The organism is Paenibacillus sp. V4I3 (assembly GCF_030817215.1).
Lineage (GTDB): Bacteria > Bacillota > Bacilli > Paenibacillales > NBRC-103111 > Paenibacillus_E.
The window spans coordinates 3158124-3173261 of the sequence record NZ_JAUSZA010000001.1 but is presented as its reverse complement, the minus strand read 5'-3'; the positions used below and the strand labels follow the sequence as shown (position 1 = coordinate 3173261).

At 40.8% G+C, this 15138-nt stretch carries 9 protein-coding genes; 3 read left to right on the top strand and 6 right to left on the bottom strand.

Annotation, left to right across the window (positions count from 1 at the left end):
- Positions 1-15 precede the first annotated feature (15 nt).
- From QFZ77_RS14625 to QFZ77_RS14605, 5 genes are all read right to left on the bottom strand, one after another.
- Positions 16-1065, bottom strand: coding sequence for a TniB family NTP-binding protein (locus QFZ77_RS14625; protein ID WP_307440693.1), 1050 nt, complete (start codon positions 1063-1065; stop codon positions 16-18).
- Entirely contained in the window at positions 1066-3138 is a 2073-nt protein-coding gene (locus QFZ77_RS14620) for a hypothetical protein (RefSeq protein ID WP_307440691.1), read from the bottom strand.
- Entirely contained in the window at positions 3129-3791 is a 663-nt protein-coding gene (locus tag QFZ77_RS14615) for a TnsA endonuclease N-terminal domain-containing protein (RefSeq protein WP_307440689.1), read from the bottom strand. The genes QFZ77_RS14620 and QFZ77_RS14615 overlap by 10 nt, the downstream gene beginning before the upstream one ends.
- Positions 3792-4503: 712 nt before the next feature.
- The gene (locus QFZ77_RS14610) at positions 4504-6393 is read right to left on the bottom strand and encodes a TniQ family protein (RefSeq protein ID WP_307440687.1); all 1890 of its coding nucleotides are present in this window, start codon (positions 6391-6393) and stop codon (positions 4504-4506) included.
- Positions 6394-7094: 701 nt separating this feature from the next.
- Positions 7095-9719 carry an adenosylcobalamin-dependent ribonucleoside-diphosphate reductase gene (locus tag QFZ77_RS14605; protein ID WP_307440685.1) on the bottom strand — a complete coding sequence of 875 codons (2625 nt, stop codon included), beginning with the start codon at positions 9717-9719 and terminating at the stop codon, positions 7095-7097.
- A gap of 393 nt (positions 9720-10112) precedes the next feature.
- Between QFZ77_RS14605 and dat the strand changes: the two genes are divergently transcribed.
- Positions 10113-10943, top strand: a complete 831-nt coding sequence (gene dat, locus QFZ77_RS14600) for a D-amino-acid transaminase (protein WP_307440684.1) — start codon at positions 10113-10115, stop codon at positions 10941-10943.
- 101 nt (positions 10944-11044) lie between these two features.
- Here dat and QFZ77_RS14595 read toward each other — a convergent pair whose 3' ends face one another.
- On the bottom strand, positions 11045-11884 hold the full coding sequence (locus QFZ77_RS14595; protein WP_307440682.1) for a lipoate--protein ligase family protein: 840 nt from the start codon (positions 11882-11884) through the stop codon (positions 11045-11047).
- Between the two features lie 354 nt (positions 11885-12238).
- On the opposite strand from QFZ77_RS14595, the gene QFZ77_RS14590 reads away from it, so the two are divergent.
- Complete coding sequence (locus QFZ77_RS14590) at positions 12239-14029, top strand: DEAD/DEAH box helicase (RefSeq protein ID WP_307440679.1); 1791 nt, start codon at positions 12239-12241, stop codon at positions 14027-14029.
- Positions 14026-15036 carry a YqhG family protein gene (locus tag QFZ77_RS14585; RefSeq protein WP_307440678.1) on the top strand — a complete coding sequence of 337 codons (1011 nt, stop codon included), beginning with the start codon at positions 14026-14028 and terminating at the stop codon, positions 15034-15036. Before QFZ77_RS14590 ends, QFZ77_RS14585 begins: the two co-directional genes overlap by 4 nt.
- Positions 15037-15138 lie beyond the last annotated feature (102 nt).

Here is a 15138-nt window from a genome sequence, read left to right as displayed (position 1 = left end):
TTAATTTATTAACCTTTATACATTTAGCGAGGGTCCTTGAACTTTCTGTGAGTTTCTACCCTTTTTCCTTTTTATCATCAGTTTCTCTTTGTACTTGTTCATTGCATCATTCTCAGTTCTAAGCGCTGCTTCTAAATCAAAAATAGGGTCGGCAAAGGGATTTGCAACAAATGGTCTAGCCACTTGTTTTACTTTCATAAGCGCCTTCGCCAAATGTGATTCAGTAATTTTATCAGCGCCCGCTTTAGCAGCAATATAGGTTGCATATTCAAGTAACTTCATTACGTAGAAAGGTATCCCCATCGAAATAAAGTACAGTTTATCTGCCATTCGCGGATCAGCTAGATTAGCTAATTCAGCAAAAGGAAGCAATTTATCAACTTTTTGAAGAAATACCCTAAAAGTAAGAATCTCCTCAACGGTACCATATGAGAAAGCTTCTAACGCAACTTTGTTACAGAATCTTCGATCCAATTGGGGATTGCTAATAAAAATTTTTACTGATTCCGGCATACCACAGAGAATAACAGCAATGCCAATTTCTTCAGTAAATGTTTTCACCCAATTTGATGCTGTCGCTAGCACATATTCGGTGTCTGCATCAATTAGATGCTGGAACTCGTCAAAAATAATGACTTTAATCCCAAGTTCCTTAACAAAGTGATGGATACGACTGGTCAACTCAGTTTCGGATCCTTTGTGGCTGAAGGGATCACCCATGACTTCTAGCACCTTTGATGCAAGCATTCTCGGTGTTGCTTTTGGAGGAACGACTACCCTTAATACTGGAATATACGTATATTCTCGATCATCCGTTTCTTTAATTTCACGAGGGTATCTTGCCGTAAATTCCCTGGTTACCGTACTCTTCCCCGCTCCTGTTGGGCCAAAAATGTATAAACAATCTGGACTGACGGAGTCATCCGACAAGTCCATGATCGTTTCCATCTCCTCAAGAAGATTTTCATACTTAGGGTGGTGAACAATAATCTGTTTTACATGCTCAACACGTCTCTTCACTTCCTTCGAATCAGGTGCTTTTCCTTCTAAACGTTCAAATTCCAATTAAATTATCTCCTTTCGACCACTCCCCCAACTGTCTGCAATTTTATCTAGATCTACGTTGCCAACGTGCAAGGCACCAGGTTCAGGTTTTTCAATAATAGATTCATCATGATTATTAGCTGATTTAGATGGTTTTATACCTCCGCGACTCTCCTCAGGTTTTAAAATCGATATATTCATAGTTTCTGGAAGTCCGGGAAGTTGTTCGATTGGTACACCTTTAATTGCACTGGCTACAGTCTCACTTTCCGCTTCTTCCCTTCTTTGCCTTCTACGAATTCCTTGATATTCTAATTTGCATTCTTGTTGAATCTCTTCAATGTTTAGTCTAGCCCTACCCTGCAGCGAAGAATCGTACTCGTTATATGCACTTCCATCTTTGTTTGTCAGATATTCTAGCAGTTCTGCATGGATCAGGTGATTCTTGTCGATCTTTTTCCGATCTAGGCCTCCGTTTTTAATAAAGGCTTCAATATAACGTTTATTGAATTCGTCTTTTACATAAATAACCCTTAAATCAGAGCCAAAGCGAATCAATACTTCACGACTTCTACCTTCACGTTCCAATCGCTTTCTTAGTTCATTTAATTCATCGCTAAAAAAGTGATGGCCCATGAGTTTAATACCACGAGGTCCGACGGTCCGAGTATCACTTTTTGAGGAAAAGAGTAATTCTAAATATTGACGATTTGCAGGTAATTGAGGATGAATCTTCATTTCTTGTAAGCCTTTAGCCCATAAATGCTCTGGAACCCCTTGGATGTTCAGCCCTCTATTAAAATTGTTGGCGACCATGTCAACAATTGCTATGTGTGCGATATGATACAAACCTTTAATATCGACTACCGCTTTCGCTTCTGAGTCATATTGTCCTTTTTCTGTGGGATTTGAAAAAAGGGAACCGACTAATCCTTGAAATGCTTTGTGATTTAGATTTCCTAGCGCTTGTTCAACGGAACCTTTTTGATGACCGGATGCTACTTCACAATATCTAAGGCCGATACGAAGTTCCGAACAAATTCGTTCTACTTCTTTTGCATCGTTCACCTTTGCATTATCCAAAAGTATGGATTGAGGGACACCATAAGCCGTCCAATTCTTCTCAACTCGTGGGTACAACTCTTTAAATCCAGTCTTTGGTAGTATGCAATGTAAAATTAATTGTTTCCAATCACCAGCATTAGGCTCCTTTTTAAAGATGATATTAAATCCCATCGGTTCACCCACAGCCTGATCAATTCCATACATAAGGCATGGACGATATAACTCGTCAAGTTCAAAGTCGACAATTAAACAATCAATTGGTGTCCAATCACATTCCATACATTCAAGAGGCCGTGTTGCTCTTGCATTTGAATGTACACCATTGTGCTTTAAATCGGCTTGATTTTTCCCCATGAGCTCTTTATCTCGCTCATATGTATCAACCGTTTCCTTCCGTATTCTTCGATATGTCGATTCTGAAAAAATCTCCAGCTGCTTATGAACTTCTCTGGTCAAATTAATATTTTTTATTTCAGCTTCAAGTACATTATATTCATCTTTAATGGAAACGTATTCCGCCTTACTTCCATATTTTAAAATGATGCGAGAAGCTTCAATCATTACATCTTTAGAGACTCGATGATCTTTTGGCCCCCTTATTTGTGGAATTAAGTCTAATTTGTTCTCTCGCTTATACCATAAATCTAACCATCTATAAATTGACGCGGGAGAAATCGAGCCATTTGGTTTTAATTCCTCTGGATAGTTTTCAGCATACTCCTTTATCTGAGATGGGCTTATTTTACGTTCAATAATAGGCTCAATTGCCTTATACCGTTTATCCATAATATCTAATTGAACATCAGTATAATCCTTTGTACTGTATTCAATTACGTTAGATTCTTGACCTTCATGCAGAATGATTAACCTTTTCTCGTTGTAAGCAGCCAAGATATCATTAAGAGACAGTAATTCCTTTGTGTCGTTTGTTATATTAAGCAATTCAACATCATCATCTCTGTGCCGGAGTACTTCATAGGTGTTCTTTTCAATTCGAAATTGCGTACCATACTTGAAATCTATGAGCATGAACTTATCTCCTCCTCGACTGAAAAACTTAAAATCGAATCGTCAGATAGCTTTACATTAACTAGATCTGTTGAAATCTCTTGTAGGTAAATCAATTGATAAACTGCCTTATAGAAACTCTCTTCATCTATTTCAGCACAAGATTCCCTTAATTCAAAAAGATACATTTTCGATTTTAATCCCAGTTTCTCCAGAATACGATCCATAATTGTGTCTGATACCTCTTGGGTTCCTAAATGACGAAGCAAAGAAAGGTTAGCTTGAAGATGTTTGGGATTAATCTCATTTTCTGTGAATACTTCGTAATGCCACCCGCGTGCTTTACAAAATTGTCGCCCCACTTCATATTTAATGATATTTTTGGGGTGATTTTTAAATCGAAGAGCTTTAACTTCTATTAATAAGACACGATTATCTTCTAAGATTAATTTGAAATCAGGGTAATATTTATGCTTCTTACCATTCACTAAATAATCAATACACTCCGGTTGATAAAAAATTTCTATAACACGCTGATCAAAGTCAGCTAATCTTATAAAATTTCTTTCAAGGAAACTTTCCCAATGAATCATATCGCCAGTTTTTAAAAATGGTTCTTTCCCGCGGAAGCCTTTTCTTTTCGGCTTGATTTTTCGAGCTGGTTTGTAGGGCATGATTTTCACCTCCGTTGATTTCATAATTTATGATAAAAGTATTGACTTAAATAGAATGACTTAAACTTATTCCAGTACCATAATCCCCTACCAAATAGAAAGATATATTAAAAGCCAAATATAAAGAATTTAAAGATCTTTCTGAAGTCAATCGTGTAAAGCAGAACAAGTACGATCTAAGCCCAAAAAAGAACAAAATTAAAGACATCCCACCAAAAAACATGGTGAAATGCCTTCTCCATACACATTAATCCATAATGTTTTTTATAAAATCTAAAAGCTCCCTACATTTATCAAAATGATAAACATAATCAGTACTATCCTTTTTTCCATTTAATGTTTAACCCATAAGATAAATGTCCATTGCTCATTTTCAAACTTCTAGCAGCCTCACTCAATGAATGCTCATTAGAATAAACACATTTTATCTCTTCAAAGAACGCAGCTCTCAGGTCCATATAAAGAAATACTGATTTAAACCATTTTGATTAATTTACCTTGCTGCCTGGTTTCAGTTCTCCTTTTTGAACCTTTAATATGACTTCAACATAATTAGTATGATATCTGTCCAGATTACGTTAATGTTTTGGAATCGATAAGCGTGGAAGTGCGCGATGGTATCAGACGTCCGGATACACTGACGGTGTCAGGAGCTATACTAATAATTTATGTTCTATTGCAATTTCGTAACATGAACCGAATTTTTCTTCAGTTATTTCAAATTTAGAGACTCAGGTAGGTCACTTTTCCTGAAGAGATATTTTCTTCCTCCATCAACTTTTGGTCCGGATATTGGCCTGATGTTCATTTTTAATAAGATATGCGTAATTTTTCTAGGAGGAATTTGATTTCTGTATTTTAACTTCAAATAATCTTGCATCGCATATTCACAAGTAAATTTATCAATCTCACTTCTACTTATTTCAATTCTTCTATTTTTTCTAACCCCTCTGATAAACCCTTTCTCCACCCAAAAACCTACATCATCAGGACGACTATCTAAAATCTTCCCTGCGGATACTGTAGAGTAGACTTCATTCTGTACTTGCTTTATGTAATATACTGATTTAAATAATTTAATTACTTCATCCTCATTAAACAAAACCCTGTTAAATGCGAATAAGTCACCTTTCTTTAGGTAAACAGGTAATTTCCTAGTTTCTATTAAGTTAAATATCTGTTCTGTTGTTAAGGAGTACATCGAAATCTTCTTCAATATATCTTTAAAAAAGATCAAATTATTTTGTTGGTCTATTTCAATACACACATTTCTAAATTTTTTTATTGCCATGTTAATATCCTCATTTTTATATAGTACATGCAGGTACCTATGTTCCTTTGTATTTAGATAACTTTTTAAATCCAAATACTTTAGTAGGTGTAATAAAACCGGTCTGTTTAAGCCAAACTTATCCATCATCTCATTTAATGAAGAACAATGTTGTATTTGCTCAATCACCTCGAATAATCTACATCGTTCTATATACGCAGCAGAATATAGATTATTTTTTTCATACTCAATTCCTGATAATATTTTATGCTTTAGTAAAGCTCTCACTGTACCTCGAGTTACATTTAAAAGTTTTGCTGCTTCGTGGAGAGGTAAATATTCTTCTAGTAAATAAAAGGAATCTCTTCTTTTACGTTGAAAACTCATTAGATAGTTTTGGAGATTGGATTTAATATAGTGTTCAAACTGTTTTCTTAAAAAGCTATTGGATCTTTTATTTCTATAAAGCTCAGAATAAAACTCACCAAAATCCACCCTAAGTCCACCAGCAGTCTCCAAGGCTATCCCCTTTTCTTCCACTAATCTTTTATGATTAAATTGCTTTACTTTATCGAGAAAATGGTTAAAATTACAAGGCCAATTCTCTAAAACCCTATTAACTTCCATTAATAATAGATGCATCCTTTCGTTGCTTAATATCTTTGGAATTAATTTCGTATTTTCTTGAATAAACCATATTTGATTTGCAATCAAATATATATCATTTAAAAAATAATCAATTGAATATCCGATATTAACCTCAAGCTTTTTCAAAAAAATCGGAATTCTATTTTGTGATAATTCCAAAACAATATGTGAAATCAATAATTCATCTAGAGAAATACTTTTTTGAACCGAATTTCTCAAATCGAAGCCACACTTACAGATATAATCGTTCTTGAGAACAGAGATTGTAAGAGAAATGTTACAAATAGAACATTTGTCAATTAATAAAGTTTGATGTTCAGGACAACAAGTAAATCCAATTACGTCCCAAACTTTCTTATAGTAGTTCTTTGAATTAATACAAGAACAACATATTTTGATTTTTTCCATCATTACAAAATAACTGTGAATTTGATTAGCATCATGAACTGCATCAACGCTTCTTTCAGTCGCACTTAGAAAAAAATTATGACATTCTAGTAAATTCTGTTCCTTTAATAAAAGTCTTGATAACTTATATAATTCGTCTGGAAAGAAGAACTTTTTCATCTTTTTGAATCCTGTCAATTCCTTATATAAAGAAAATTTATAATTATTTTTTTTGAAAGTACGTAAAAGATATCCGAATATACTTTCATCACTGTAAGGCTTAAGAACAACTAACAAATGATTTTCCTTCTGTACTCCGGACACATTTTCAATGCAACTAGACACTCTTGGATCAATTAATTCAATGGCTTTAATAAGTAATCACCTTCCATTATTTCTAATTTATTAGTATGTCCGACTTTTTTACTTTTAAACAATAACTAACGAAATAAAAACAATTATCGAGGTGCGGTCAAACGAACACTCCGTAGGGTATAATGTCTCCCACTTACCACAACTCTTCAACAGCTCGGCGTTTTTTCTACCGTGGCTGAAATTGAAGGCGGTTATCCAAAAATCAAGGAATTCATTTATCGATTGTGACTTCTCTTATGGGTATAATGACCCGTCGCACATATAAAAAAAGCATGCAGTTTCCTGCATGCTAGCTCCCCAACAACATTGTCATAGTTCAAACCACATAATACTAACTCACAAAAGCTCGATACCATAATTAACGAAAATCCCTTACTTATACCAGTTTGCCAAACTTTGCCCTCAAAACCTTAGGAGTGACGTGTTCGTGACAAAGCTTACTCGACGATTGACTGAACATACGCTTAAAATACGAAACGGTCAGGGCACAAATCAGTGCATAACCATGCATAATTATACATTTATCATTAATTCTAGAAATTTTTTCTCAAAAACATGAAATATTTTCTCAGTTTTTATGACACCACACAACAAAAAACCAGGGCTTCCGCCCTGGCTCAATCCTAAGAACACCTGCTATACCCGCAGTTGATACAATTCTTGCACCCTTCGCTGTTCACCAGCGAAGCCGATCCACACGACGGGCACAGGTCCTTCGGCGCGGCGTTAGCCTCGCTACTGCCATGACCCGTGTGCCCCACTTCCACTACCGGTGCTGGCGCATCCAGCACTTCACTCGTCGCGGTCACGTAGTTCCGCGCGTCGTCTTGCTCGTTCATCACTTCGTCGTGCTGCTCGAGCGCTTTGGCTACCGCGTCCGCGATGGACTCGACTCGGTTGTTGCCGAAGCCAATGGCGCCAGACCCGCCAATGCCTTTCAAGTGCTTCACGAGCAGCTTCACTTTATCGCCATGATCCCCATAGCGCAAGAACAAGGAGCACACACGACCGAGTGCTTCAGACATCGCAAACACGTCGGATCCTGCTTTTCCTACGTTGAGGAAGATTTCACTCGGCGTACCGTTCATATCGTTAATAGTGATGTACGCCATCCCGAATGGTGTATTCACTTTATACGTTGCACCGCGTAGAATTTGTGGACGGCGTTTATATTGTTTATCGAATACTTGCTCTGTCTTCGCATCCACATCTACAGCAAGCTTGCCTGAGAGATTAGTAAAGCTATCTGCATCTTTCACGGCTTCCGCGGCAACAGCCACAGGTGCAGTTTCTTCTTTCTTATCTTCCTTTTTATCTGCGCTAGTACTCAATACTTGCACATCACGGCTACCATCACGGTAGATGGTTACACCCTTACAACCTAGATCAAAAGCCAATTCATACAAGCGTTTCGTTTCTTCCACGGTGAAGTCTGCAGGACAATTCGCTGTTTTTGAGATCGAGCTGTCTACCCATGTTTGAATCGCAGCTTGCGCTCGGATATGATCTTCTGCAGTCAACGTCATGGAGGTTACGAAGTAGTCAGGCAGTTCTTGACCTGGATTTGCATCTTTCCACTCCTGTGCGATCGGCACATATTGTTTATCAAAGCCAAGACGGCTTTGACGATAATATTCAAAAGCAAAGTAAGGCTCAATGCCTGTCGATGTACCCACCATCGTCCCCGTACTTCCAGTAGGTGCTTGGGTAATCACAGTCACATTTCGCATGCCATTTTGCTTAATCGCTTTGCCAATTTCAGGGAATACTTTTGTCATGTTTTTCATAAAGCCGCTCTCAAGGAACTTATCTTCAATAAATTCTTTGAAAGACCCTTTTTCACCAGCTATTTCAGCCGATGCCAGATAGGCTTCTCTAGCCATAAAACCGTAGATTTCGTCCAAAAACACCAGGGATTCCGGACTTCCATACCGAATTTTCAATTTAATCATCAGTTCTGCTAAGCCCATAGTACCTAAACCTACGCGGCGCTCGCCTTGTTGATTCGTACGATTTTCTTCAAAATGATAAGGCGTCTTATCGATAACGTTATCGAGAAAGCGAGTCGAATAACGGACCACTTTGGCCAAATCTGCCCAATCCACGTCATGCTTTTCCGCATCATAAAACTTCGATAGATTAATAGCAGATAAGTTGCAGACACCCCAAGCCGGAAGCCCCTGCTCCCCGCATGGATTCGTACAAATAATCGGATTAAAGTACCAGCTGTTGGACATTTGGTTGTAGTATTCCAGGAATACGACACCTGGCTCAGCTGATTTCCAAGCAGACTCAATGATTGTATGCCAAACTTCACGTGCCCGTACAGTACGATAAGGCTTGACGGCTTTACCTAGTTTTTTCCAAGCATCTAAGTTCCCATCCCATTTATCGTTGTATTCAGGGTCAGTTGTATCTGGGAAAACAAGCTCCCACTCAAGATCTTCTTTAACGGCTTTCATAAATGCGTTACTTACACAAACGGATAAATTCGCGTTCGTAATTTGACCCATCGTTGATTTCACCGTGATGAAATCCTCAAGATCAGGGTGCCAGTCGTTGATCATGAGCATAAGTGCTCCGCGACGGCTGCCTCCTTGTTCGATTAATCCTGTTGTATAGCTAAACAGACCTCCCCAAGAAACAGCCCCGCTGGATGAACCATTAACACCTTTCACTACGGAACGGCGTGGACGAAGCGAAGACAGGTTGATACCAACTCCACCGCCGCGTGACATAATTTCTGTCATTTCAGAGAGTGTGCTCATAATTCCGCCTCTGCTATCGTGTGGAGACGGAATAACATAGCAGTTAAATAGGGTCAATTCATCACTTGCATCCGCACCTGCTGCGATTCGTCCACCTGGTACAAGCTTCCAATCATCAAGGATGTATCTGAATTTATCTGTCCATTCTTTTCGTTTCTCAGGGGTTGCTTCTACGGATGCCATTGCACCGGCCAAGCGGTTCCACATTTCTTCCGGTGTCTTCTCAATATTTAAAGTGAGCTTTTCCACTGCGGATTCAACAGTCTCACCACTTCGTGTTTTTACTTTGACAGTATCGCCATTACGGCTGACAATTTCGCCAACTTCTTTGGCTGGGAATTTAGGGTCATCCTTCGTCAAAACGAGAACAGTATCGCCCACCTTGGCAACACTTGTATCCGCATTTTTGAGTGCATAACGATCCAAAAATATTTTCTCACTTAATCCATCCAGCTTCTTATTAGACTGTACAATCCCCATCCATAATTCCCTCCCAATAAGCTACATACTCAGCTACAACTAAAATAAAAGTCACTTTATGAAGTTTATGTAAAATTACAATATGTGGTGTGCGAAATTCATTATACCTCACTATATATTGATCTTCTAATAGCTAAAGAACCAAATTTCGTTATTAAGACAACCCTTAATCATTTTAGCTAATCCTTACTTACTAATTCTCTCTTTTTCGCGGCCAGAATAACCATATTTAATCATTCAACCAAGCAAGATGAGATAGGCTATACAGCTCGTTTTGACGTTCGCTAATTCCTCTGCTAACCTATAACTTATAATAACACATTTCATTACTTTTCAGAACATTTGTTCGATGATATTTTATGGAAATCTAGGATTTACTTAGGAGATGTTGATATGTATTTTTTTAAAAATGAGTTCGTCAACAAGGAGGACGTTCTTCTTTCACCGGATGATCGTGGTTACTATTTTGGAGATGGGATATATGAGGTATTCCGTGTGTATCATGGGAAAATTTACGAGCAAGCTGCTCACATGCAGAGGCTCCAAAGAACCGCAAGTGATGTGCGGATAGAACTACCTTTTTCAATTGAAAAAATCGGTCATATTCTCACGCAGCTTATTGAAAAGAATGGTCTAAATGAAGGCACTGTTTATATGCAAATCACCAGAGGCGAAGCTCCCAGAGCACATCCATTCCCTGCTCAAGTTGAGCCTATTCTGCTAGCCTACTGCACAGAGGTAAGGAGACCCATCGCTACAATACATAATGGTATTAATGCAATCACTTTAGAGGATATCCGCTGGCTGAGGTGTGATCTCAAAACGCTTAATCTTCTCCCAAATATTATGGCCAAACAAGCAGCGCTCGATCACGGCGTGCAAGAAGTCGTACTGCATCGCAGCGGCACTGTTACAGAATGCAGCGCTTCTAACTTGATGATGATCAAAGATGGCGTACTTTACACGCACCCAGCTAACCATTTGATCCTTCATGGTATCACCCGGGCTGTCGTTTTGAGACTAGCTCACTCACAAAAAATCACAGTTAAAGAAGAGTCCTTTACGACGGAGCAGCTTATGCTGGCAGATGAAGCTTTTATCACAGGAACTACCGTGGAAATTACGCCTATCTTACAGATTGATGGCAAAGCAATTGGAACCGGCGCGCCAGGTCCGATTACTCGCAGTCTGCATAGTGAGTTTGAACGTACTTTTGTACAATAAAGTTCAATAGATATATGATGTCACAAAACTCCAAACAAACAAAAGCACGAACCTTTCTTAGAAAGGTTCGTGCTTCTTTGCACTTTCGCACGCGCTTTCGCTTAACGACGCAAATTCCACTCATCCGTGCCATATTTCTCGCGCACAAGCCGCTCAGAAAGCTCAATTTCATAAGGTGTCAATGATTCCTCTACTAGCTCCACACCAAGCCCCAGCGCGATCTCACGACGAAACGCTTCCTCCACCTGACTAAGCGTCACCGCCTCTTTCCCTTGCGCCCGAAGCAGCTCATTAATCGCCACAGCTTTCTTCGAAAAGCTCATCTTCATCCGTTCCGCAACCTTCTCGTTTGAGAAACGCAGCATGCGGAATAGTTGATCGGTATCCATGTCGAGCAGGATGGAGCCGTGCTGCAGCACGACATTCTTTTGCCGAACCTGCGCACTGCCGGCGACTTTGCGTCCCTCAACAACCAGCTCATACCAGGAGGGGGAATCGAAGCAAGCCGCTGATCCAGCGGATGCGTACTTCTCCTTCTCCTCATCACTCGCAAGCTGCACCATTTCTGCACCTAGTCCAAGCGCCCGAAATCCTTGTAAAAGCCCCTCACTCAGCACGCGATAGGCTTCTGTCACATTACGCGGAATGCCCGGATAGTCCTCTGCAACGATAATGCTATACGTCAACTCCTTATCGTGTAGAACCGCTCTCCCCCCGGTTGGACGCCGTACGAAGCCAATTCCCTCACTTACTACTGCTTCCTGATCGACTTCCGATGCCTTTTGGAAATAGCCGATCGACAGCGTTGCCGGATTCCATCCATAGAAACGCACCGTTGGAGGAACGATTCCTTCACTGTGGGCGGTCAATATTGCTTCATCTAATGCCATATTTTCAGCAGGAGAACGATCTCCTGTATGTATGAATCGCCATGTCGTCATCTCTTTCTGCACCCTTTCCCACTTTGCTATCCGAAGACAACCTATATCATATCATAAAATCGTACATACTTACGATGTTAGTGTCGCGCGCCACTTAGTGGACTTTTTATCCTAAACAGTTTCACGTCAACTTCAATGGATAAGTTATGAAAGCACCTCTTCTGGACATACTAACACGTATTCGACGTAAAACTGGTCAGCTTGGAGCCAACTTCCGGCTCTGAAACCCAGTTCTGTTTCACTCTCAATATCTCATGAAAGCTCAGCTCATGCCTGCAAAGTCATTTTTATACGAACTCAGCTCACGCTTACGAAGACAGTTTTGCTACGCAAAACCTTAAGGAGGGCACATCGATGCGTCAACATGAACAGCAAGAGAACATTCGCCCCATTCATAATCAGCTTGATATGCACTTTGAGAGGGACTGGTTTACTGAGCTGGATAATCGTGTGCGCGGCGGTGGTCCTTGGGACGACTGGACGCTGTACCAGCTAGCCTACGAATCGGAAGAATCGGGGCTTATTTCGACGTTTGACGAGATGCAGTGCCTCGTTCATTTAGGGCAGCTTGAACCTATGGCTCATCAGATTGATACGGCGAAACGTGTGCTTAATGAGATGCGTGGCCGGGCTATTTTGGCCGATGAGGTTGGGCTTGGGAAAACGATTGAGGCTGGTTTGATTTTAAAAGAATACATGATCCGCGGCTTGGTCCGCAAAACACTCATCCTCGTACCCGCTTCTCTTGTGCTGCAATGGGTCCGGGAATTGAATAGCAAATTCGGCATTCCAGCTGTTGCTCATAAAAAAGCCTATATGTGGAAGCAAAGCGATGTCATTGTTGCCTCCATGGACACCGCCAAACGTGATCCGCATCGCGAAATTGTCATGGGTCTTGAATATGACATGTTGATTGTCGACGAGGCCCACAAGCTCAAAAATAAGAAAACGACCAATTACACCTTCGTGAACGAGCTGCGTAAAAAGTATTGCCTACTGCTCACCGCCACGCCGGTGCAGAACGACCTGAAAGAGCTTTTCAATCTCATCACCCTGCTCAAGCCAGGTCAACTTGGGATTCATAGCAGCTTCAAAACCAATTATGTGGTTGGGAAAAGGACACCGAAAAACGAGGGCCAGCTTCAACAGGAGCTATCCAAGGTTATGATTCGTAATCGTCGCGGCGACGGCGGTGTTCATTATACGAAAAGGGTTGTTAGGAACATTCCTCTCACACTCTCGAATGATGAACAGGCACTCTACGATGGGGTAACGAATTTCGTTCGAACCAGGTACCAAGAGAGCGCCGGTGATCTCAGCAGTATGCTTTCACTTATCACTCTCCAGCGCGAAGTTTGCAGTTCCCGGGACGCCGTATTCATTACGCTCGTCAATTTGTTCAAGAAAACAGCCGAAGACTCACCGCAACGCGCCAAGATATGGGAGCTTGTTGAGCTAATTCGCAGTATCAAAGCAAACACCAAAGCAGAGACCACGATGAAGCTCGTACAAGATATTAATGATAAAGTCATCATTTTCACCGAATACCGCGCCTCCCAAGAGTATCTTCTCAATTATTTGAAGGAACATAAAATAACAGCTGTCCCTTATAGAGGCGGTATGAATCGCGGTAAAAAAGATTGGATGATGGATTTATTCCGCAATCGTGTACAAGTTCTTGTTGCAACAGAAGCTGGCGGCGAGGGAATTAATCTACAGTTTTGCCACAACATGATTAATTTCGATTTGCCATGGAACCCAATGCGTGTTGAACAGCGAATTGGCCGTGTACATCGACTCGGACAAACGCATGATGTCAACATCTATAACCTTTCAACCAGAAACACGATTGAAGAGCATATTCTTTCTTTGCTGCATGAGAAAATCAATATGTTTGAGCTGGTTATCGGACAACTCGATACCATTCTCGAGAAGATCGAAAAGAAAGGCTCACTCGAAACATCGTTGTTCCGCATGGTCATGGAGGCAGGTTCAAGCGAAGATATACGCAGAAAGATCGATGAGCTAGGTCATTCGTTTACTGAGGTCAAATCGGAAATTGAACAGAACCCACAATATGGAGCAGCCTTTCAAAGCATTCTTGATGCCGTTGGCAGTACGCATAACATCGAGGTAAGGCCATGAACAAACGCAACATTCACACGTTCGTCATGCGCTTTCTTGAAGCTTATAACTGCACAATTCTAGAGAAATCACCAGCTTACGTCACTGCAAAGCTCTCTCCTGAAGCAGACAGAGAGATGACAGGACGCCCTTACTATTGGAGCTTCGTCGAACGTACAGGGGCTGCAGCCGAAACGATGACCTATAAGTTCATCTTCGATCCTGAGCAGATGAAGCTAGAGACTAAAACGAAGGCCACCGCAACAACTGTCAAAAGCCCACCTAACGTGGGAGGGCCCAGCCAGAGCCAAGGTCATGGCCAGGGACTAGCTCCCCAGCCACCTGACGGAAACTCAGACAGCATTCTTGGCCGCTATTTCGGCTTCGTACCTACGACAGTCATCTCCCAACGGCTTCCGCAGGACGAAGTGACCTTCGGCAGTAGGCGTCTGGAACAAATGTTCACTATTGTCCGTGAACGCGGACGCTTCGTACATTTGTTTGAGGAACCATTCCCGATGAGTGCTACTTATCATGCCGCACTTGTCTATGACACCTGGTTCTGCGTGAATTACAAGGTAGAGCTTGCTTGCGACCGCAAACGAAGCGAGATTCACTCACTCGCGATACAACTGAATAGCGGTGAAATTCGGGAACATTTTCATAAACATATGCTTACCAAGAGCCTATCTCCGAAGCTTCCTGCGAATAGTCATATTTTACCTGATACAATTTCACTGCCGAAAGCCATTAATTTTCTTGAAATGATGCTCGAGCGTAAAGTCAGTGCGTATGATCATACTTGGGCCGATGAAGCTAACGAACAGCACCGCAGCGAAATTGATCGTGTGGAAGCTTATTACAACGGTCTCCTGCTGAGCGCTGAGCCTGACAAAAGAAACGAAATCGAAACGCAATGCCGCAACCGTCTGCAAGAAATCGACTGGCAGCACAAGCCTCGTATTGTCGTATCTGTCATCAATTGCGGATTGTTTCATTTGAATGCTGGGCGAACACCCAGGAACTGACGTCAGTCGCTAAAACATCGCAAAATTAACACTACAGGTTCTAACAATCTTTTTAAGGCATAAGAATTACAATAGGTTAATAGGTTCATACCACTAGAGGTT

Coding starts and splice junctions, on each gene's coding strand:
- QFZ77_RS14620 (WP_307440691.1), bottom strand. CDS start 3,138: ATGCTCATAGATTTCAAGTATGGTACGCAATTTCGAATTGAAAAGAAC.
- QFZ77_RS14615 (WP_307440689.1), bottom strand. CDS start 3,791: ATGCCCTACAAACCAGCTCGAAAAATCAAGCCGAAAAGAAAAGGCTTC.
- QFZ77_RS14605 (WP_307440685.1), bottom strand. CDS start 9,719: ATGGGGATTGTACAGTCTAATAAGAAGCTGGATGGATTAAGTGAGAAA.
- dat (WP_307440684.1), top strand. CDS start 10,113: ATGTATTTTTTTAAAAATGAGTTCGTCAACAAGGAGGACGTTCTTCTT.
- QFZ77_RS14595 (WP_307440682.1), bottom strand. CDS start 11,884: ATGACGACATGGCGATTCATACATACAGGAGATCGTTCTCCTGCTGAA.
- QFZ77_RS14590 (WP_307440679.1), top strand. CDS start 12,239: ATGCGTCAACATGAACAGCAAGAGAACATTCGCCCCATTCATAATCAG.
- QFZ77_RS14585 (WP_307440678.1), top strand. CDS start 14,026: ATGAACAAACGCAACATTCACACGTTCGTCATGCGCTTTCTTGAAGCT.